This is a genomic window from Burkholderia sp. 9779_493 (assembly GCF_015712215.1).
Lineage (GTDB): Bacteria > Pseudomonadota > Gammaproteobacteria > Burkholderiales > Burkholderiaceae > Burkholderia > Burkholderia cenocepacia.
Genome location: NZ_JACCQA010000040.1, coordinates 1 through 20,068, shown reverse-complemented (window position 1 = coordinate 20,068; position 20,068 = coordinate 1). Strand labels below are relative to the sequence as shown.

General features: G+C 67.8%; 18 protein-coding genes. 13 read left to right on the top strand and 5 right to left on the bottom strand.

Going from position 1 to position 20,068, the window contains the following annotated elements; all coding sequences use genetic code 11:
* Positions 1 to 3 precede the first annotated feature (3 nt).
* Positions 4 to 666, bottom strand: coding sequence for a response regulator (locus H0X95_RS30000; RefSeq protein ID WP_006485687.1), 663 nt, complete (start codon positions 664 to 666; stop codon positions 4 to 6).
* A 234-nt stretch (positions 667 to 900) separates the two neighbouring features.
* Between H0X95_RS30000 and H0X95_RS29995 the strand changes: the two genes are divergently transcribed.
* From H0X95_RS29995 to H0X95_RS29965, 7 genes are all read left to right on the top strand, one after another.
* Positions 901 to 1,254, top strand: a complete 354-nt coding sequence (locus H0X95_RS29995) for a YgiW/YdeI family stress tolerance OB fold protein (protein ID WP_077188780.1) — start codon at positions 901 to 903, stop codon at positions 1,252 to 1,254.
* A gap of 55 nt (positions 1,255 to 1,309) precedes the next feature.
* Positions 1,310 to 2,170 (top strand): MurR/RpiR family transcriptional regulator, encoded by an 861-nt coding sequence (locus H0X95_RS29990; protein ID WP_006485686.1) that lies wholly within the window; start codon positions 1,310 to 1,312, stop codon positions 2,168 to 2,170.
* Positions 2,171 to 2,234: 64 nt separating this feature from the next.
* Positions 2,235 to 2,660, top strand: a complete 426-nt coding sequence (locus H0X95_RS29985) for a GNAT family N-acetyltransferase (protein ID WP_006485684.1) — start codon at positions 2,235 to 2,237, stop codon at positions 2,658 to 2,660.
* Positions 2,661 to 2,843: 183 nt separating this feature from the next.
* Positions 2,844 to 4,511, top strand: coding sequence for an ankyrin repeat domain-containing protein (locus H0X95_RS29980; protein WP_125331651.1), 1,668 nt, complete (start codon positions 2,844 to 2,846; stop codon positions 4,509 to 4,511).
* A gap of 146 nt (positions 4,512 to 4,657) precedes the next feature.
* A complete protein-coding gene (locus H0X95_RS29975; protein WP_196446316.1) occupies positions 4,658 to 5,518 on the top strand; it encodes an isocitrate lyase/PEP mutase family protein in 861 nt (286 codons plus the stop codon).
* Positions 5,519 to 5,853: 335 nt separating this feature from the next.
* Positions 5,854 to 6,120: a YodC family protein gene (locus tag H0X95_RS29970; protein ID WP_034178596.1), complete on the top strand. Its 267-nt coding sequence runs from the start codon at positions 5,854 to 5,856 to the stop codon at positions 6,118 to 6,120.
* 105 nt (positions 6,121 to 6,225) lie between these two features.
* Positions 6,226 to 7,386 carry a cytochrome P450 gene (locus tag H0X95_RS29965; protein ID WP_196446315.1) on the top strand — a complete coding sequence of 387 codons (1,161 nt, stop codon included), beginning with the start codon at positions 6,226 to 6,228 and terminating at the stop codon, positions 7,384 to 7,386.
* A gap of 15 nt (positions 7,387 to 7,401) precedes the next feature.
* Here H0X95_RS29965 and H0X95_RS29960 read toward each other — a convergent pair whose 3' ends face one another.
* Entirely contained in the window at positions 7,402 to 7,728 is a 327-nt protein-coding gene (locus H0X95_RS29960) for a superinfection immunity protein (protein WP_006490851.1), read from the bottom strand.
* A 90-nt stretch (positions 7,729 to 7,818) separates the two neighbouring features.
* Complete coding sequence (locus tag H0X95_RS29955; RefSeq protein WP_058903385.1) at positions 7,819 to 8,238, bottom strand: rhodanese-like domain-containing protein; 420 nt, start codon at positions 8,236 to 8,238, stop codon at positions 7,819 to 7,821.
* A gap of 114 nt (positions 8,239 to 8,352) precedes the next feature.
* Between H0X95_RS29955 and ftrA the strand changes: the two genes are divergently transcribed.
* From ftrA to H0X95_RS29930, 5 genes are all read left to right on the top strand, one after another.
* On the top strand, positions 8,353 to 9,315 hold the full coding sequence (gene ftrA, locus H0X95_RS29950) for a transcriptional regulator FtrA (RefSeq protein WP_196446314.1): 963 nt from the start codon (positions 8,353 to 8,355) through the stop codon (positions 9,313 to 9,315).
* Positions 9,316 to 9,500: 185 nt separating this feature from the next.
* Entirely contained in the window at positions 9,501 to 10,955 is a 1,455-nt protein-coding gene (locus tag H0X95_RS29945) for a M20 family metallopeptidase (protein ID WP_196446313.1), read from the top strand.
* A 59-nt stretch (positions 10,956 to 11,014) separates the two neighbouring features.
* A complete protein-coding gene (locus tag H0X95_RS29940) occupies positions 11,015 to 12,124 on the top strand; it encodes a malate/lactate/ureidoglycolate dehydrogenase (protein WP_006498874.1) in 1,110 nt (369 codons plus the stop codon).
* A complete protein-coding gene (locus H0X95_RS29935; protein ID WP_006490858.1) occupies positions 12,121 to 12,660 on the top strand; it encodes a TfoX/Sxy family protein in 540 nt (179 codons plus the stop codon). Before H0X95_RS29940 ends, H0X95_RS29935 begins: the two co-directional genes overlap by 4 nt.
* A 301-nt stretch (positions 12,661 to 12,961) precedes the next feature.
* Positions 12,962 to 13,540: an NnrU family protein gene (locus H0X95_RS29930; RefSeq protein WP_006490860.1), complete on the top strand. Its 579-nt coding sequence runs from the start codon at positions 12,962 to 12,964 to the stop codon at positions 13,538 to 13,540.
* A gap of 33 nt (positions 13,541 to 13,573) precedes the next feature.
* Here H0X95_RS29930 and H0X95_RS29925 read toward each other — a convergent pair whose 3' ends face one another.
* Both H0X95_RS29925 and H0X95_RS29920 read right to left on the bottom strand, forming a co-directional pair.
* On the bottom strand, positions 13,574 to 14,953 hold the full coding sequence (locus tag H0X95_RS29925) for an amino acid permease (protein WP_006490861.1): 1,380 nt from the start codon (positions 14,951 to 14,953) through the stop codon (positions 13,574 to 13,576).
* 289 nt (positions 14,954 to 15,242) lie between these two features.
* Positions 15,243 to 15,980 (bottom strand): sulfite exporter TauE/SafE family protein, encoded by a 738-nt coding sequence (locus H0X95_RS29920; RefSeq protein ID WP_006490854.1) that lies wholly within the window; start codon positions 15,978 to 15,980, stop codon positions 15,243 to 15,245.
* A 1,213-nt stretch (positions 15,981 to 17,193) separates the two neighbouring features.
* On the opposite strand from H0X95_RS29920, the gene H0X95_RS29915 reads away from it, so the two are divergent.
* A partial coding sequence (locus H0X95_RS29915) for an Ig-like domain-containing protein (RefSeq protein WP_196446312.1) occupies positions 17,194 to 20,068 on the top strand: 2,875 nt, incomplete at its 3' end.

Here is a 20,068-nt window from a genome sequence, read left to right as displayed (position 1 = left end):
GCGTCACGTGCCGTCACCGATCCGGTAGCCGACGCCGCGCACCGTGCGGATCATGTCGTGGCCGAGTTTCTTGCGCAGGTTGTGGATATGCACCTGCACCGCGTTGCTCTCGATTTCCTCGCCCCAGCTGTACAGCCGTTCCTCGAACTGCTCGCGCGAAATCACCGCGCCCGGTTCGCGCATCAACTCGTGCAGCAGTACGAATTCCTTCGGCGACAGCGGCACTTCGTCACCGTCGAGCCAGACGAGGTGCTTGACGGGATCGAGCCGCAGCGGGCCGATCGCGAGCGTCGTCTGCGCGCGACCCGCATGGCGGCGGCTGACCGCGCGGATGCGGGCGAGCAGCTCGTCGAGCTCGAACGGCTTGACGAGATAGTCGTCCGCGCCGCTGTCGAGGCCGGCGATGCGGTCCGGCACGCCGTCGCGCGCGGTGATGATGATCGCGGGCAGGTTTTCGTCGCGGCGGCGCAGCGCGGCGAGCACCGACAGGCCGTCGCGGTTCGGCAGCCCGAGATCGAGCAGCAGCAATCCGTAGCCGGTCGCGCGCAGCGCGAGCGACGCGGCGTCGCCGTCCTTCACCCAGTCGACCGCGAAGCCTTCCTGTTTGAGGCCCTGTTCGAGCCCGCTGCCGATCAGCGGATCGTCCTCGACGAGCAGTACGCGCATGAATTCGTGTCTCTTCAAACGGGGCGCCGCGGCGCCCGGGATTCCCATGATAAGCGCACGCGTCTTAGACCAAGCTTAAATGCGCGCAGGGCGCCGCGCGGTTTTCGTACTCGTCCAATGCGGCACCGTGTCACTTCGGCATGCCCTTCAGGTTTGCTTAATCTTACGGTCCGTAATCTGACGCCGTCGCGTTCAACGGAGCGCGGCGCCACATCGAAGAAGAGGACCACGATCATGAAACACCTGGCCAGAATTCTGGCGGTCGCGCTCGTCGCGCTGCCCGCCGCCGTCTACGCGCAATACACGGGGCCGTCCGCGCTGACGACGACGACCGTGAAGGCGCTGCTCGCCAACGGCCGGGACGACCAGCACGTGCAGTTGCAGGGGCGCATCGTCAAGCACGTCGGCGGCGAGGATTACGAGTTCGCCGACGCCACCGGCACGATCCACGTCGAAATCGACCACAAGCTGTGGGCGGCGGGCCAGCCCGTCAGCGACAAGAACGAGGTGAAGCTGACCGGCGAATTCGAGCGCAAATGGTCGGGCCGCGTGAAGGTCGACGCCGATCACGTCGAAGTGCTGCGCTGACCGATGCGCGCGGGGCCGGTGATACCATGGACGACCGGTTCCCGTTCCCATCAAGATGGCCGCCAATTTCGACGAACTCGCGTCCCGGATCCGGGCGCAATTTTCCGAGCTGAGCCCGCAATTCCAGGCGGGCGCCGCCTTCCTGCTCGATCATCCCGACGAAGTCGCCACGTCGTCGATGCGCAAGGTCGCGCAGCGCGCGCAGGTGCAGCCTGCGTCGCTCGTGCGGCTCGCGCAGCAATTCGGCTTTCCCGGCTGGAACGAGCTGCGCGACCTGTGCGTCGCGCGCGTGCGCACGCGGCCCGAGCCGCTCACGCAGCGTGCGCGCTCGCTCGTGCGGCCCGACGCGAAGGCGTCGCTCGCGCACGACCTGCTCGCCGCGCAGCAGCACAACCTGTCGGCGACCGCCGCGCAGAACGAGCATGCGCTCGCGGATGCGGCAAAGCTGATCCGCAAGGCATCGCATGTGCACGTGGCGGGGTTTCGCTCGTGCTATCCGGTCGCGTTCGGTTTCGTCTACGGCTACCGGCTGTTCCGGCCGACCGTGTCGCTGCTGAACGGCGTCGCCGGTTCGCTCGAAATGGAGCTGCGGACGATCGCGAAGCAGAGCGTGACCGTGATCGTCAGCTTCGCGCCGTATTCGGCCGAAGCGACGCGCGTCGCGCAGGCCGCGAAGGCGCAGGGCAGCCGGATCGTCGCGATCACCGACAGCGCCGTGTCGCCGATCGCGCTGCACGCGGACGCGCAACTGATCTTCACGCACGACAGCCCGTCGTTCTTTCCGTCGCTGGTGGCCGCGCATGCGATGGCCGAGGCGCTGGTCGCGCAGTTGCTGGCGCTCGAAGGCAGCGATGCGATCGCGGCGCTCGAGCGGACCGAAGCGGAACTGCACGCGAAGGGCGCGTACGTCGTTTGACGGGCGCGGCACGGGCAGTTTCAGCCCCCTCGCATCACTTTCATTCACGACCCGACGCAACTCGATGACGTTGACCTACGCAGTGACCGATGCGGGCGACGCGGCGGTGCGCAAGCAGATCGTCGCGCCGCTCATCCGCTTCAACGAAAGCCAGGCCGGCCCGGTCGACTTCCGGCCGCTGGCCGTGATCGTGACCGACGAGGCCGGCGCGGTGGTCGGCGGCCTGTGGGGCGGCACGGCGTTCGGCTGGCTGCATGTCGACCTGCTGGTCGTGCCCGAGGCCGCGCGCGGCCAGGGCGCCGGCACGCGCATCATGGACCTGGCCGAACAGGAGGCCGTCGCGCGCGGCTGCCACAGCGCGTGGCTCGACACGTTCGACTTCCAGGCGCGACCGTTCTACGAGAAGCGCGGCTATGTCCGCTTCGGCGAGCTGCCCGATTATCCGGTCGGGCACAGCCGCATTTTCCTGACGAAGAAACTCGCGGGCTGAGCGCCGCCGCGCGGCACGATTGACGTTGCCGGCGGCCGTCGCCTACGATACCGGGCAGCGATGCAGGTCGCTTCCGGGTCCGCGGAAAGGGTTCAACCCACCTGTCGCGGCAAATCCGGTCTTTCCCCATCCTTTGTGCTGGCGGTATTGCGGACCTTCGGCCATCCATGCACGAGGATCCGCATGAAAAAGCTGCCTCCCAACGCCCATCCCGATCATCTGAAAAAGCAGGCCAAGGCGTTGTTGCGCCTGTACCGGCAGGGTGACGCCGATGCCGTCGCGCGCTTCGTCGAGTCGCTGCCCGCCGCCGCGAATCGCACGCACGACGAAACGCTCGCGCTCGGGCTGCGCCTGCACGACGCGCAGTCCTGCATCGCGCGCGAGTACGGTTTTGCTTCGTGGGCCGATCTCGGCGTGTTCGTCGAAACCCATGCGCTCACGCGGGAACCGCGGCCGCTGCTGATCCGCCGCTGGCTGGAGCTCGCTTACGGCGCCGACGTGACGGGCGGCTTCGACGCGGCCCGGCCGCGCGTCGCCGCGCAATTGCTGCTCGATCATCCCGATCTCGTTTCGGCGGACCCGACCATCGCGTGTGCGGCCGGCGATCTCGACGCGGTGAAGGCCGCGCTGGCCGCCGATCCCGGCTGGATCGCGCGCGCCGGCGGGGCGCTGAAGCTGCCGCCGCTCGTCGCCGTCACGCATTCGCGGCTCGGGCAGCTTCCCGAATTCGCGGCGAGGTTGCGTGCGTGCGCGCGTCATCTGCTCGATGCGGGCGCCGATCCGAACCAGCGGATCGGCAACCGGTATCCGCCGGCCTCGCTCGCCGCGCCCGATGCGTCGGCGCCGCTGTCGGCGCTCTATGGCGCCGCCGGCGTCCAGCGCGATCCGGCGCTCACCGCGATGCTGCTGGAAGCCGGCGCCGATCCGAACGACGGCGAATCGCTGTATCACTCGGTGGAGAACCCGGCGTGCACGCGGCTGCTGCTCGAGCACGGCGCGCGGGTGGGCGGGACGAATGCGTTGCGACGCGCGCTCGACGTGCCGGACGCGGCCGCGCTCGAACTGCTGCTCGCGCATGGCGGCGATCCGAACGAACCGGCCGGCGAGGGGCCGACCAGGACGTGGGGCGCGCCGTTGCTGCGCGCGATCGCCGTGCGTTGCCCGGCGCGCCACGTCGCCGCGCTGCTGGCGGCCGGCGCCGATCCCCACGCGCGGACCGCCGCGGGCGTCAGCGCGTACCGGCTCGCGATGCAGACCGGATTGTCCGATGTCGCGGCGCTGTTGCGCGCGGCCGGCGCGGAGGAAGCGCTCGATGCGCAAGACGCGTTCGTGGCGGCGTGCGCGCGCGCCGATGCCGACGACGCACGGCGCATCCAGGGGCGTCATCGCGAACTGCCCGGTGCGCTGTCCGACGACCGGCTGCGGTTGCTGCCGGACGCCGCCGCATGGGGTTCGCGCGATGCGGTGAAGGTGATGGTCGAGCTGGGCTGGCCGATCGACGCGCGTGGCGGCGACTGGGACGCGAGCGCGCTGAATCACGCGGTGTTCCGCGGCGATGCGGAACTGCTGGCGTTTCTGCTCGCGCACGGTGCGGGCTGGCGCGACCTGCACGGGTTCGGCAGCGACGCGCTCGGTACGTTGTCGTGGGCGTCGGTCAACGAACCGGAGGGAGCCGGTGAGGCCGACTGGGAGGCGTGCGCGCGCGTGCTGCTTGCGCATGGCGTGCCGCCAGCGGTGCGCGATCCGTCGAATCCGGATGGCGTGCTGATCGACGGTCGCGCGATGCGGTTCTCCGAGGCCGTCACCGACGTGTTGCTCGGCAGCGACGGCGGGCGGCCCGTATCGACGTGAACCGACGCGGGCGGCCGCGCGGGGTTGCCTGCATTCGGCGTTGGGCCGCATTCTTCCTGTTGCGCGACGACATTTCGACGAAAGCTGAAACGTCGCGTGCACGACCGGCGTAAGCTCACCCGTCAACACTGTCCCTGGAGTTCGCGATGATCCGTTCCGACCTGCAAGCCCGCCACTCCGAAGCTTTCCGTGCGCTGCATACGCGCCCCGGCGCGTTCATCATCCCGAACCCGTGGGACGCCGGCACCGCGCGCCTGCTCGCGATGGCCGGCTTCGAGGCGCTCGCCACGACCAGCGCCGGCTACGCGTTTTCGAAAGGGCAGCCCGACAACGCGATTGACCGCGACGCGATGCTCGATCACATCGCCGATCTCGTCGCCGCGGGGGGCCTGCCGGTGAGCGCCGATCTCGAGAACGGCTTCGGCGACGCGCCCGGCACGGTGGCCGAAACGATCCGGCTGGCGGCCGAAGCCGGCGCGGTCGGTGGCTCGATCGAGGATGCGACCGGTCGCGCCGATACGCCGATCTATGCGCGCGACGCGTCGGTCGAGCGCATCGCGGCGGCCGTCGACGCGGCGCGCGCGCTGCCGTTTCCGTTCACGCTGACCGCCCGCTGCGAAAACTACCTGCACGGCCGCCGCGACCTCGACGACACGATCGCGCGGCTCGTCGCCTATCGCGACGCCGGCGCCGACGTGCTGTACGCGCCCGGCATCACCGACGCCGACGAGATCGCGGCGGTGACGCGGGCGGTCGGCGCGCCGGTCAATGTCGTCATGGGCCTGCAGGGCGGGCTGCTGAGCCTCGACGAACTGGCGGCGCTCGGCGTGAAGCGTGTCAGCGTCGGCGGCGCGCTGGCGCGGGCCGCGCTCGGCGCGTTCCTGCGCGCGGCGACGGAGATGAGGCGCGACGGCACCTTCACCTTTACCCAGGCGGCCGTGCCGGGGCGCGATATCAACCGCTGGTTTGCGGCGCCGGATAATTCGCCGATTTTGTTCGACGAATGAGCCCCAATAAAAGCCGGAATCGTTTACGGCGAAACATTGATTGACAATAATCAACCGGTTTCGCGTCCGAATTAATCGTCGATGACGACGCGAAAATCATCGTCTATTCTCCGCATTCCGCCTGTTCGGCCACAGCCGGCGCGCCGCGCCTGACGCCCGGCGGGCCGTCAGGCGTGACGATCCCGCGCATTGTTGCAGGTTATTGTTCAGAGCGTTGCCGCGCGCGGCAGTTGCCGGATGATTTTTTGATTGATAATCTGCGGCACGTTCCAATGGCCGGTCAGTGCGCCGCCGGGAATATCAATATATTCAATATATAAAAAGCTGAGAGAGCGATGACGATCCGAGAAAATCACCGCATGAGGTTTCGCGTGGGCGATGTCGTGACGCTTAAAACGGGCGGCCCGCGCATGACCGTCACGTATGCCGGGCCGGTCGTGTTCGACGACGGCGACTGGCTGATCTGCCAGTGGTTCGACGAAAGCGGCGAATTCCGGCAGGAAATGTTCCATCACGACACGGTGGTGCCCGAACCGCGCGCGATTTCGGCCGGGCGGGTCCGGCTGCGCATGCAGTCGCACCGCGACCGATCGGCGGCCTGACGCCGGCCGCCTCAGCCATGCCGTGACTCATCGCTCCCCGTCCGTACCGCGACATTTCACGCCATCCCGAAACATGCGGCGGCGCACTGCGCCGATACTGAGCGCATGAACCCGACCGATCCCATTGCCGCGGTCACGCACCGCGGTCCCTATCCCTATTACGCCGCGCTCGTCGACGGGCCGCCGCTCGCGTTCGATGCCACGCTCGGCCTGTGGGTCGCGAGCCGCGCGACGGCCGTGACGGCCGTGCTCGGCGATCCGGCCTGCCGCGTGCGCCCGCTCGACGCGCCGGTGCCGCCCGCGTTGCGCGGCACGACGGCCGGCGCGCTGTTCGGCGAGCTGGTACGCATGAACGAGGGTGCATCGCGACACGACGTACCGAAGCAGGCGTTGCGTGCGGCGTTCGCGCCGCTCGACCCGGCCGCGCTGCGCGATCGCGCCGAGGCGATTGCCGCGCGGCGGTTGTCCGCGCCCGGCGATGCCGACGCGCTGAACGCGTGGTGCATGACGGTGCCCGTGTGCGCGGTTGCCGAGCTGCTCGGCTTCGACGAAACCCAGCTCGACGACATCGCGGCGCGGGTCGTCGAATTCGTCGCGGCACTGTCGCCGCTGTCGGATGCCGCGGCGCTGGCGCGCGCGAGCGACGCGGCGCGACAACTGCTCGACCGGATGACGGAACGCGTCGCGCAGTCGCATGCGCAGGACGGCACGCTGGTCGCCGCGGTACAGCAGGCGGCCCGCGCGTCGGGCTGGCAGGCGGGCGGCGCGCTGGTCGCGAATCTCGTCGGGTTGCTGTCGCAGACATGCGAGGCGACCGCTGCATGGCTCGGCAATGCACTCGTGGCGTGGAACGGCGAAGCACGCGAGGTGCCGGACGCCGCCGCGATCGACGCATTCGTCGCCGAAGTCGGGCGTTTCGATTCACCGGTACAGAACACGCGCCGCTTCGTCGCGGCACGCACGACGATCGAAGGCGTGAGCGTCGAAGCCGGCGACGCGATCCTCGTCGTGCTGGCGGCGGCGAATCGCGATCCGGCCGTGCATCGCGAGCCGCACCGGCTGATGCCCGGCCGCACGGCGGGGCCGAATTTCGGCTTCGGCACGGGGCCGCATGGATGTCCGGGCGAGCGGATCGCACTGGCGGTCACGGCGGGGGCATTCGCGGCGCGGTTGCACGCGGGCGGCTGGCCGCCGCGTGACGCACTGAAGTGGGATTACCGCGCGTCGACCAATGTCAGGATGCCGAAGTTCGACGCGAGTCGGTGAAGGGGAAAGAGGGACTTACCGACAGCCTTGTTTTTCCGCCCATTGCTCCTGGGCGGCGACACGGCGTTGCACGCGTTCGACGAGGCCGGTCGAAAAAGTCCGCATGCTGATACCGCGGCGCTTCGCGAGGATCGTCTGCGCGACGTCGGTGCGCGGGTTCGGCTGGCACGCCCAGTACAGCGTCATCAGCCAGCCGATGCCTGTCCACGCGAACAGGGCGTTGAACATCGCGATCGTCAGCTTGTCGTGCCGGCCGCGCCGGTCGGCAATGACGGCCGGCAGGAAATAGAGCGCGATCGCCGCGACTGAACCGGCCACTTGAATCAGGACTGCATCATGCATGGTGCTGCTCCGTCCGAACTGCAATGAGGCTGATTGTCGCGCTTTTTCCGTTCGTGTGCAGGCAATTGATTGTTGCGCTTTTAGTGACGATCAGGCGGGTTCGACGTCCGCCGGCTGCACGTCGTTGCTCAGTGCGAAACCTTCGTCGAGCCAGCCCGTCACGCCGCCGATCATCAGCTTGACCGGGCGGCCGAGGCGCGCGAGCCGGATCGCCGCGCGGGCGGCGCCGTTGCAGTGCGGCCCCGCGCAGTAGACGACGAACAGCGTGTCGGCCGGGTAGCCGGCGAGCTTGCTTTCGACGATCTTGCGGTGCGGCAGGTTGCGCGCGCCGGGCACGTGGCCGGCGGCGAACTGGTCGGGGCCGCGCACGTCGAGCAGCACGAAATCGGGCGTGCCGGATGCGAACGCGTCGTGCACGTCCCAGCAATCGGTCTCGAAGCGCAGCGAGGCCTCGAAATGCGCGAGGGCGGCGGGGCTGTCGGCGGCGGGGACGTCGGTGACGTGGGACATGGTCAGGCTCTCCGGGTTGAACGGGCACGAAATGCGCCGCAATGAAGGGCAGTATCGCGGTTCGGCGCGGGTCGCGGCAGTGGCGCGATCGACAAGTTCCGGTAACATCGCGCCATGCACAATCATCTCGTCGTCGCGCTCGCCTACGATCGGCTCTGCACGTTCGAATTCGGCTGCGTGGTCGAACTGTTCGCGCTCGAGCGCCCCGAACTCGGCGTCGACTGGTATCGCTTCGCGGTAGCCGCGAGCGAGCCGGGGCCGGTGCGCGCGGCGGGCGGCATTACCGTTGCCGCGCCCTACCGGCTCGCGACGCTCGATCGCGCGGACACCATCGTGATTCCCGGCTGGCGCGATCCGGACGAATTGCCGCCCGAGCCGTTGCTGAAGAAGCTGCGGGCCGCGCACCGGCGCGGCGCGCGGCTCTGCTCGATCTGTTCGGGCGTGTTCGTGCTCGCGGCGGCCGGCGTGCTCGACGGCCTCACCGTGACGACTCACTGGCGGTATGCGGAACGCCTGCAGGCCCGTAATCCGGCGCTGCGCGTGAATCCCGATGCGCTGTACGTCGACGAAGGGCAGATCGTCACGTCGGCCGGCTCGGCGGCGGGGCTCGACATGCTGCTGCATCTCGTGCGCCGCGATCATGGCGGCGCGATCGCGAACCGCGTCGCGCAGCGTCTCGTGCTGCCGCCGCATCGCGACGGCGGCCAGGCGCAGTTCGTGCCGCGTCCGGTCGCACCGGGCGGCACCGACCGGCTCGCCAAGCTGATCGACTGGATGCGCGCGCATGTGGCCGAGCCGCACACGCTCGCGTCGCTCGCCGCGCAGGCCGCGATGAGCACGCGCACGCTGCAGCGTCAGTTCTCCGATGCGACGGGGATGTCGCCGCTCGCGTGGCTGATCCGCGAGCGCGTGAACGTCGCGAAGGACATGCTCGAGGCGCAGCCCGCGCTGCCGCTCGCACAAGTCGCGGCGCGCGCCGGGTTCGGTTCCGAGGAGTCGCTGCGCCGGCATTTCCGGCGCGTCGCGGCGACGAGCCCGGCCGCGTACCGGCGCGGGATGGATCGCGGCGGCACGTAGCGGGTGTCGGGCCGGAGCGCTCGCGCGACGATGAAAAGCCGTCCCTGCGGCACGATGCGCTCACCCGCGCGGCCGGGCTGCGCGACGCATTTCCGAACGCTGTCTGAACGGCCAGGAGGGGCGCCGGCGGGGGCGCATCGGCGTATGATCTGGGTTTTCGTCAGCCCGATCCAGGCACCCCCACCATGACTTCCGTCGACACTACCCCCGTCCTCGACCATGACAAGCTCGTTACCTTCATCGAGCGCAAGTGGAACGATGAAATCCTCCACGCCCTGACCGACTACATCGCGATTCCCGCGAAGAGCCCCGCATTCGACCCCGACTGGGCGAAACGCGGATATCTCGAGCGCGTCGTCACCGATGCCGCGCAGTGGGCCGAACGGCAGCCGGTGAAGGGCCTGAAGCTCGAAATCGTGCGCCTGCCGGGCCGCACGCCGGTGATCTTCTTCGAGTCTCCGGCCACGCGCTCGGGCAGCACCGACACGATCCTGCTGTACGGCCACCTCGACAAGCAGCCCGAATTCGACGGCTGGCGCGCGGACCTCGGCCCGTGGACGCCGAAGTTCGAGAACGGCAAGCTGTACGGCCGCGGCGGCGCGGACGACGGCTATGCGATCTACGCAAGCCTCGCGGCGCTCGGCGCGCTCGACGAGCAGGGCATCGAGCGGCCGCGCTGCGTCGGCCTGATCGAGACGTGCGAGGAGTCGGGCAGCTACGACCTGCTGCCGTACGTCGACGCATTGCGCGACCGGCTCGGTCAGGTGTCGCTCGTCGTGTGCCTCGATTCGGGCGCCGGCAACTACGACCAGATGTGGCTCACCACGTCGCTGCGCGGCCTCGTGTCCGGCGACCTGCAGGTCGAGGTGCTGGAAGAAGGCGTCCACTCGGGTGTCTACGGCGGCATCGCGCCGTCGAGCTTCCGCGTGATGCGCCAGCTGTTCGAACGCCTCGAAGACGCGAAGAACGGCAACCTGCTGCCGGGCGTGTTCCATTGCGAGATTCCGTCGAGCCGCGTGCGCGAAGCCGAGGCCGCTGCCGCGATTCTCGGTGACACGGTGTGGAAGGGGCTGCCGTGGGCGTGCGGCCAGGATGGCAAGCCCGTGCTGCCGACCACGACCGATCCGCGCGAGGCGCTGCTGAATTCGACGTGGCGTCCGTCGCTGTCGGTGACGGGCGCGGCCGGCATGCCGGCGCTCGCCGATGCGGGCAACGTGCTGCGTCCGCGCACCGCATTCAAGCTGTCGCTGCGGCTGCCGCCGCTCGTCGACGCCGCGCAGGCCGTCCAGCAACTGAAGGAATTGCTCGAACTCGATCCGCCGTACAACGCGAAGGTCACGTTCAAGCCGGACGCCGGCGCCGCGACGGGCTGGAGCGCGCCGGATCTCGCGCCGTGGCTCGCGTCGTCGCTCGACGCCGCGTCGCGCCGCCACTTCGGCGCCGACTGCGCGTACATGGGCCTCGGCGGCACGATCCCGCTGATGAACGTGCTGCAGGAAGGCTTCCCCGCAGCGCAATTCATGGTGTGCGGCGTGCTCGGGCCGAAGTCGAACGCGCACGGCCCGAACGAGTTCCTGCCCGTACCGTATGCGAAGAAGCTCACCGCGGCCGTTGCCGACGTGATCGCGACCGCGCGCTGATCGGCGCAACGTTCGACGTACCGTTGCCCGACCCGAACCGCCTTGATGGAGTGTTGCCGATGACCGCACTGCCGACGCCCGATACCGAACCGCTGCGCATGCGCGCCGAACCGCTGCATGCCTTCGTCGCGGCACTCTGGGAACGGGCCGGCAGCCACCCGCGCGAGGCGACGCTGGTCGCCGATCACCTGGTCGGCGCGAATCTCGCGGGCCACGATTCGCACGGGATCGGGATGATCCCGAATTACGTCGCGTCGTGGCGCGAAGGGCAGTTGCAGTTGAACGGGCACGCGTCGATCGTCCGCGACGGCGGCGCGGTGCTGACGATCGACGGCGGGCGCGGCTTCGGCCAGGTGATCGCGTTCGAGGCGATGGTCGAAGGAATCGAGCGCGCGCGGCGCATGGGCATTTGCGCGATCGGGCTGCGCGACGTTCATCACCTCGGCCGCATTGGGCACTGGGCCGAGCAGTGCGCGCGCGCCGGGCTCGTGTCGTTCCATTTCGTCAACGTGCCGGGCGACCTGCTGGTCGCGCCGCTGCACGGCACCGATCCGCGTTTCGGCACGAATCCGTTCTGCGCCGCGTATCCGCGGGCGGGCAAGCCGCCGTTGCTGCTCGATTTCGCGACGAGTGCGATCGCGTACGGCAAGACGCGTGTCGCGTACAACCAGGGCAAGCGCGTGCCGGCCGGGTCGCTGATCGACCATCGCGGCCAGCCGACCGACGATCCGGCCGTGATGCACGAGCAGCCGTTCGGCGCGCTGCTGCCGTTCGGGCTGCACAAGGGCTATGCGCTCGCGGCGATGTGCGAGATCTTCGGCGGCGCGCTGGTGGGCGGGCATACGACGTACGGCGATACGCTGCAGAAGACGAGCGCGATCGTCAACGGAATGCTGTCGGTGCTGATCGATCCGAACGCGTTCGACGCGGCCGATGCCGAACGCGAAGCCGATGCGTTCGTCGCGTGGGCGAAGGCGTCGCCGCGGGCCGGCGATGCGCCGGTGCAGGTGCCCGGCGAGCCGGAAGAGGCGAGCCGCGCCGCACGCGGCACGGCCGGGATTCCGGTCGACCGCGCAACGTGGCGGCAGATTCGCGAGAGCGCGGCGGCCGTCGGGGTCGACGCGGCCGAGTTCGATGCGTGGACGCAGCGCTGCGAGGCGTCCGCATGAGCTGGCAGGCGGAGAAGGCGCACGGCGAGGAAATTGCGTATCAGCTTGCGCCGCTCGGTACGGTCGCCGTAGCACGGTTCTTCAGCGGGGCGGCCTTGCGGCTCGACGGCGTGATGTTCGGCTTCCTGTCGCGCGGGTCGCTGTTCCTGCGTGTCGACGACGTGAATCGCCCGGCGTTCGTCGCGGCGGGGATGGGGCCGTTCTCGTATGCGCGGCCCACGCGCACCGTCTCGCTCGAGGGCTATTACGAAACGCCGGCCGACGTGCTCGAGGATGCGGGCGCGCTGTTCGACTGGTGCCGCAGCGCGTATCGCGCGGCGCTGCTGGCCGGGCCGCCGAAGCGCAAGGCGCGGGCGGTGTCGAAGACGGGATCGAGGGCGGCGCCGAAGCCTGCAGCGAAACCGGCGCCCAAAAAGGCATCCACGCCAGCGGCGAAATCCGCATCGAAACCGGCGTCGGCGCAGAAAGCGAAACCGGCATCGAAATCATCATCCGCGCCGGCACCGAAACCGGCAGCGAAGCGCAAGCAGACGTAATACCGGCCGCGTGGCGCGACAGCCTCGCAAGGTTCGCTTTCCTTTCTTTCAGACCGCCTCGTCGCGGCCGACCAGCACGCCGCGCGGGCGACTGGCCCGCGCGATCCGGCGCATGAACGCATCGAGCGTGACGCACCGCACATCCTGCGTGCTTCACAACGGCGGCCCCGACGTTTATGATCGGCGCGGGCTGCGCCCGTGCGTCGCGCGACCCGCGCCGGCCTCGCCGCCGGCCCGCGAACGGCGCACCGTACGCCGCGCGGCACGCTTCCCCACTCATCATTCCAGACGGAGACAGCCGATGCTCGTCCTGATTCTCGGTTTAGCGATCTTCCTCGGTGTGCACTCGGTCCGGATCGTCGCCGACGGCTGGCGGTCCGCGACGATCGATCGGATCGGCGAGAAAGGCTGGAAGGGCGGCTACGCGATCGCGTCGATCGTCGGCTTCGTGCTGATCATCTGGGGGTACGGGATCGCCCGCGCGGGCGCGACGTTGCTGTGGGTGTCGCCGGTCGGCGTGCGCCACCTGACGGGCATGCTGACCGCGGTCGCATTCGTGCTGATCGCCGCGTCCTACGTGCCGCGCAACCGGATCAAGACGCTCGTCGGGCATCCGATGCTGGCCGGCGTGATGGTGTGGGCGGTGGCGCACCTGCTCGTGAACGGCACCGTGCATGCGGTCGTGCTGTTCGGTGCGTTCTTCGTGTGGTCGATCGTCGATTTCGTCGTGTCGCGTGCGCGGGATCGCAGCGACGGTGTCCGCTATCCGGCCGGCGGGCTGGCCGGCGACCTCGCAACCGTGGCGGCCGGGCTCGTCGCCTGGGCCGTGTTCGCGCTGTTCCTGCACGGCCCGCTGATCGGCGTGCGGCCGTTCGGCTGAACGGAACGCGCACGCCGGTCGGCCTCCCGCCGGTCAACGCCCCTTCGCGCCGGCGGCCTGCCCGAACGACGGCTGCTTGCGCCGCAGGAAGTACGCCGCGACGATCGCGAGCGCCGTCAGCACCGTGAACCAGAACTGGAAGCGCGAATCCGGGTTGAACGCCTGCGACCCCAGCACGGCGACCAGCGCCAGCAGCGCGACCCAGTTCGATACCGGATAGAACCACGCGCGGAACGCCGTCGGATCGCGTTGCTCGTGCTTCGTCTGCCGGCGCATCGCGAAGTGCGCGACGATGATGAAGATCCACACGATCATCACGAACGCGCCGCTGCTCTTCGCGAGCATCAGGAACAGGTCGCCGCCGCTCACGAAGTGAATGCCGAGGATCGACACGCAGATCGCGAGGCACAGCACGAGCGCGTTCATCGGCACGCCCTTCGCGTTGGTGCGGCCGAACACCGCGGGCGCGTGGCCGCGCTGGCTCAGCGAGAACAGCATGCGCGAGTTCGAGAACAGGAACGAGTTCATCACCGACATGAACGACACGAACAGCACGATCTTCATCGCGACGGCGGCCTCCGTGAAGCCTGCCATGCCGAACAGCGATACGTACGGCGATTTCAGGTTGGCCTTGTCGGTCCACGGCATGCACAGGATCAGGATCGACACCGAGCCGACGTAGAACACCATCACGCGCACGATCACGCTCTTGATCGCGCGGATCACGTTCCTGCTCGGGTTTTCCGATTCGCCCGCGGCCACTGCCGCGATCTCGCTGCCGCCGAGCGAGAAGATCACGACCATCACGCCGGCGAGCACGGGCGAGATGCCGTTCGGCATGAAGCCGCCGTGATCCGTGAGGTTCACGAGCCCCGGCGCGGGAATGCGCGGCTGGAAGCCGAGCAGGATCGACGCGCCGAGCGCCATGAACACGATGATCGTCGCGACCTTCGCGAACGACAGCCAGTATTCGGCTTCGCCGAACGAGCGCACCGAATACGCGTTGCTCGCGATCAGCGTGACGAGCATGAACAGCGCGCCGCCCCAGATCGGCAGCCACGGCAGGAAATCGTGGAGGATCGCGCCGAGCAGGATCGCTTCGACGGTGATCGTCATCATCGACTTGAACCAGTACAGCCAGCCGACCGCGAAGCCGGCCCATTCGCCGAGATAGCTGCTCGCATACGTGGAGAACGATCCGCTGTCGGGATTGCGGGACGCCATTTCGCCGAGCATGAACATGACCAGCGTGACGATCACGCCGCCGATCAGGTACGACAGGATCGCCGCGGGGCCGGCCGTTGCGATGATCGCGCCGGAGCCGACGAACAGGCCCGCGCCGATCACGCCGCCGAGCGCGATCATCGTGATGTGCCGTTGCTTGAGGCTTTGCCTCAACGAGTTGTCCTGCATCTCCTACCTCTAGTTATTGTTGGCCGGGAACGTATCGGGCGGCGCGGCGGCAAGCGTTCTGCCGCCGCGGGGCGCCGATGTCGAGGGAGCGTGTGTGACGCGATGTGCGGGGCCGCCTGCGGTGTATCGAAATGGCGGCCACGGTGTGCCGGTCGGTGCCCGCGAGAGGGCGATGATGGCGACAAACCGGATTGTCGGCGGACACCGCCGCGACGGCAAACGAGATATGCGAAAGACGTCTTGCGGTTTGCTCATCAATTGCCGCGATCGCGGCAGGCGTGGGCGTGGGTCAGATCGGTTTGACGAACAACCCGATGGTCAGCAGCACGCCGATGCAGACGATCGCGATTCGCAGCACGCGTTCGTTGACGCGATGCAGCGCCCATGCGCCGAGCAGGCCGCCGACGATGGCGCCGCCGCCGAGTGCGATCGCCGCGCGCCAGTGAAGGTGCGGCGAGGTGAGGAACAGCACGACCGCCGACGCATTCATCACGCCCGCGAGCGCGTTCTTGGTCGACATCGCGCGACGCGGCGGCAGGCCGGCCATCGTCAGCGCGGCCATCATCAGGAACCCGATGCCGCCGCCGAAGTAGCCGCCGTAGATCGCGATCAGGAACTGCGAGGCCCCGGCCGCGACTGGGCCGAGATGTTGCGTGCCCGCGCCCGGCTTGCGAAAGAAGCTGCCCCATGCGAACACGATCGTCGCGAACAGCACGAGCCACGGGACGAGGCGCGAGAAGATCGACGAAGGCGTCTTCAGCAACAGCAGCCCGCCGAGCGCGCCGCCGACCACGCTGATCGCGAACAGCGCGCGAAACGGCAGCCTGCCCACGCCGCTCACCATGTTCCGGCTCGCCCAGCCCGTCGTGACCTGGCCGGGGAACAGTGCGACCGTCGACGTGATGTTGGCCGCGAGCGGCGACATCCCCGACACGATCAGCGCGGGCAGCGTGACGAACGAGCCGCCGCCGGCGAGAGCGTTCTGCAGGCCGGCCCACAGGCCGGCGAGGATGATGAGGGCGAGCACGATCGATTGATCCGGGATATTCCGACCTTGAACCGCGAACGGCCAGGCTTGCGGGGCGGGGATGCACGATGGTAATTCAGGACCGCGGCCGATGCACGCACGATACGCGGCGTGCCGATGGCGGCCAGGACACGGACGAAATGAGCATCGATTGTCTGCGGCGACGATTCAATTAATAAAGACCAGGTCGTTTATTTCGTTTCTGGATTCATCGGGTGTGGTTTTCGGGAGGCGGGTTTTTTGGTATGAGCGGACAGGGTTGCGGTGAAAGTTCAATTGGATTCCGGGCATCCAGGCAGAAACGGATGCTGGGGTCGGAAGCGCCCGGATGTCGGAAGTTTTTGAGTGAATGTCGGGAAGAGAGAAGCGTCTCGCGAAAATCCTTGTCGTCGAAGAGGTTTTTGGCAAGATCCGACGCGTCGAAATGCTCGATCTCAATATAGTTGCATGGTGAGGTTCGATTTCATTTTTCACCCTGCAGCGTTGGGTGCGAGCGTGCGTACATGCGCCTTGTCGCGCCGGCTGGGCCGAAAACATTCGGTTTCCAGCGGTGCTTTCGGGGTAACCCGTATCGCGGTGAATCATTGCCACGACAGCGAATAAGGTGAACCAATCCAGACAATTGTTTATGTTTTTATAAGCGACGGGAAATATGCGAAAGAAAGGCTGAAAATATTTGTAAAAGTGCCAGTGGAGTGCAATCATGTACGTGAAAGACCGGTGTAATCTAAACGCAGGCACGAGCGGTACATAGAGAGAGTGATGGTGCACCGCGGCAATTCGCCCTGATCAAGCGAATTGTTGATGATTCGCGATAAAAGGAAATAACTAATATGGCGAGGGCGGTAGAAATGCAGATCCAATATCAAACAAAAAATCGCCGCGTGGACAACACCCGCGGCGCGAGGGCCATCAAACACGTATGTCCGTCGGACTGGCGCGTTGTATTGGGCCATTTCCCGGCACGCAGGGCGAACGGCTGTTCCGGCCGTCTGGACTCATCCCTGATTCCGTAGCAGCCCCGGCTCCATTCTTCCTTTTCCGGCATAGGCCGCCTCGGGCGGGCTAGCGGCTCGTTGCGTCCCGCGCGAGCCGGATACCCGGTTTGCAGCGGCGCGAATTCGCGTCGTGCTCCGTCGCGCCTGTTTGGTTGAACGTTTGCCTGTCATCGACGGGCCAGGTTTTGTCACATCCATCTACAAGGAGTCGGGCAATGGTTTCCTCGTCGGTCTTGAGCAATCACGTCGATGTTCCGGTCGCCAACGGTTCGCAGGTCGTCGCGTCGCCGGGAGGCCCGGCGAATTTTCTGCTGTCGGCCCACAAGGAGGACGTGGCCAACTATGCGCGTTCGGGGAACGACCTGGTCGTCGAATTCAAGGACGGCCGAACAGTGCGCGTTCAGGCGTTCTTCGAGAACGGCGCGGATTATCACAATCTCGTCTTCGTTCAGGACGACGGGCGATTTCTTGTGCAGTTCGGCCCCGCACTGCAGGCGACCGGCGATGGCATCGTCGATGCGGCGCTCACTTATGCGCCGATCGGCGACGGGTTGTCGACTGGTGCGCTGCTCGGAATACTCGGCGGCGTCGCCGCGGCCGGCGGCATTGCGGCAGCCGCGGCCAGCGGCGGCGGTGGGGATGACGGCGGTAGCGGCGCCAGTGGCGGAGGAACGCCGACCGGGCCGGCGCGACTGGCGATCGATTCGATCGATGGGCAGTCGACCGACGGCAACGGCAATATCGTCACGGGGCGGGCGTCGCCGACGATCGCGGGTTCGGGCGCTCAGCCGAACACGACGGTGACGATCCAGGTCGATGGTCAGACGATCGGTGCGGTGACTGCGGACGCGAACGGGCGCTGGTCGTACACGCCCGGTACGTTGCCGGAGGGCGCCCATCAGATCACCGTGACGCAGACCGACAGTAGCGGCAATACGAGCGAGCTGAGCACGGTGGGGATCGTGGTGGATACGATCGTGCCGGAAACGCCTGCGATTACGGCCGTCAGCGACGATGCACAACATCCGGTGACGATCGGCGGTGCGACGAGCGATACGACGCCGACGCTCGGCGGTACCGCGGAAGCGGGTAGCAGGGTGAGCGTGTATGACGGCACGACGCTGCTGGGAACGACGACAGCGGATTCGTCCGGGAAGTGGACATTTACGCCGACCACGGGTTTGGGCGAGGGCGCGCACTCGATTACGGTGACTGCGACGGATGCGGCCGGCAACGTGAGCACCCCGAGCGCGGCCTTCGAGCTGACGATCGATACGACGGCTCCCGCGCTGCCCACGGTGAACGCGACGGACGGTACGTCGCTGTCGGGCACGGCGGAAGCGGGCGCGACGGTCAACATCGATACGAATGGCGACGGTACGCCGGACGCCACCGTGACGGCTGACCCGAGCGGCGTCTGGACGTACACGCCCTCGACTCCGCTGCCGGTCGGCACGGTGATCGGCGTGACGGCCACCGATGCGGCGGGCAATACGGGGCCGTTTGCCTCGGTAACGGTGACGGGCGATACGACGGCACCGGGTGCGCCGGTCATCGGTACGGTGACGGACGATGCGGGCTCTGTTGTTGGTGCGATTGCCTCTGGCGGCAGTACTGATGACGCGACGCCGACATTGAGCGGCACAGCGGAAGCAGGCAGCACGGTGAGCGTGTATGACGGCACGACGTTGCTGGGCACGACGACGGCAGATCCGTCCGGAAACTGGACGTTCACGCCGACCACGGGTTTGGGAGAGGGCGCGCACAGCCTGACCGTCACCGCCACGGACACGGTCGGCAACGTGAGTGTTCCGAGCACGGCCTTCGACCTGACGATCGATACGACAGCTCCGTCGATTCCGACAGTGAACGCGACCGACGGTACGTCGTTGTCGGGCACGGCGGAGGCGGGTGCGACGGTCAACATCGATACGAACGGCGACGGCACGCCGGATGCCACCGTAACAGCCGACCCGAGCGGCACGTGGACGTACACGCCCTCGACCCCGCTGCCGGCTGGCACGGTGATTGGCGTGACGGCCACCGATGCGGCGGGCAATACGGGCCCGTCTGCTTCGGTAACGGTGACGGGCGATACGACGGCACCGGGTGCGCCGGTCATCGGTACGGTGACGGACGATGCGGGCTCTGTTGTTGGTGCGATTGCCTCTGGCGGCAGTACTGATGACGCGACGCCGACATTGAGCGGTACAGCGGAAGCAGGCAGCACAGTGAGCGTGTATGACGGCACGACGTTGCTCGGCACGACGACAGCGGACCCATCCGGAAACTGGACGTTCACGCCGACTACTGCACTGGGTGAGGGTGCACACAGCCTGACCGTCACCGCAACGGATACGGCCGGCAACGTGAGTGTTCCGAGCACGGCCTTCGATCTGACGATCGATACGACGGCTCCGGCGATTCCGACAGTGAACGCGACGGACGGTACGTCACTGTCGGGTACGGCCGAAGCGGGCGCAACGGTCAACATCGATACGAACGGCGACGGCACGCCGGACGCCACCGTAACAGCCGACCCCAGCGGCGCGTGGACGTACACGCCCTCGACCCCGCTGCCGGCTGGTACGGTGATCGGCGTGACGGCCACCGATGCGGCAGGCAACACGGGCCCGTCTGCCTCGGTAACGGTGACGGGTGACACGACGGCACCGGGTGCGCCGGTCATCGGCACCGTGACGGATGACGTGGGTTCTGTTGTTGGTGCGATCATTTCCGGCGGCAGTACTGATGACGCGACGCCGACATTGAGCGGTACAGCGGAGGCAGGCAGCACAGTGAGCGTGTATGACGGCACGACGTTGTTGGGTACGACGACGGCCGACCCGTCCGGAAATTGGACGTTCACGCCGACCACGGGTTTGGGAGAGGGCGCGCACAGCCTGACCGTCACCGCCACGGACACGGCAGGCAATGTGAGTGTTCCGAGCACGGCTTTCGAGCTGACGATCGATACGACGGCTCCGTCAATTCCGACAGTGAACGCGACGGACGGTACGTCGCTGTCGGGTACGGCCGAAGCGGGTGCGACGGTCAACATCGACACGAACGGCGACGGCACGCCGGACG

Bases quoted from the DNA above. Each gene is read 5' to 3' on its own strand.
- H0X95_RS30000 (WP_006485687.1), bottom strand. From the start codon at position 666: ATGCGCGTACTGCTCGTCGAGGACGATCCGCTGATCGGCAGCGGGCTC.
- H0X95_RS29995 (WP_077188780.1), top strand. From the start codon at position 901: ATGAAACACCTGGCCAGAATTCTGGCGGTCGCGCTCGTCGCGCTGCCC.
- H0X95_RS29990 (WP_006485686.1), top strand. From the start codon at position 1,310: ATGGCCGCCAATTTCGACGAACTCGCGTCCCGGATCCGGGCGCAATTT.
- H0X95_RS29985 (WP_006485684.1), top strand. From the start codon at position 2,235: ATGACGTTGACCTACGCAGTGACCGATGCGGGCGACGCGGCGGTGCGC.
- H0X95_RS29980 (WP_125331651.1), top strand. From the start codon at position 2,844: ATGAAAAAGCTGCCTCCCAACGCCCATCCCGATCATCTGAAAAAGCAG.
- H0X95_RS29975 (WP_196446316.1), top strand. From the start codon at position 4,658: ATGATCCGTTCCGACCTGCAAGCCCGCCACTCCGAAGCTTTCCGTGCG.
- H0X95_RS29970 (WP_034178596.1), top strand. From the start codon at position 5,854: ATGACGATCCGAGAAAATCACCGCATGAGGTTTCGCGTGGGCGATGTC.
- H0X95_RS29965 (WP_196446315.1), top strand. From the start codon at position 6,226: ATGAACCCGACCGATCCCATTGCCGCGGTCACGCACCGCGGTCCCTAT.
- H0X95_RS29960 (WP_006490851.1), bottom strand. From the start codon at position 7,728: ATGCATGATGCAGTCCTGATTCAAGTGGCCGGTTCAGTCGCGGCGATC.
- H0X95_RS29955 (WP_058903385.1), bottom strand. From the start codon at position 8,238: ATGTCCCACGTCACCGACGTCCCCGCCGCCGACAGCCCCGCCGCCCTC.
- ftrA (WP_196446314.1), top strand. From the start codon at position 8,353: ATGCACAATCATCTCGTCGTCGCGCTCGCCTACGATCGGCTCTGCACG.
- H0X95_RS29945 (WP_196446313.1), top strand. From the start codon at position 9,501: ATGACTTCCGTCGACACTACCCCCGTCCTCGACCATGACAAGCTCGTT.
- H0X95_RS29940 (WP_006498874.1), top strand. From the start codon at position 11,015: ATGACCGCACTGCCGACGCCCGATACCGAACCGCTGCGCATGCGCGCC.
- H0X95_RS29935 (WP_006490858.1), top strand. From the start codon at position 12,121: ATGAGCTGGCAGGCGGAGAAGGCGCACGGCGAGGAAATTGCGTATCAG.
- H0X95_RS29930 (WP_006490860.1), top strand. From the start codon at position 12,962: ATGCTCGTCCTGATTCTCGGTTTAGCGATCTTCCTCGGTGTGCACTCG.
- H0X95_RS29925 (WP_006490861.1), bottom strand. From the start codon at position 14,953: ATGCAGGACAACTCGTTGAGGCAAAGCCTCAAGCAACGGCACATCACG.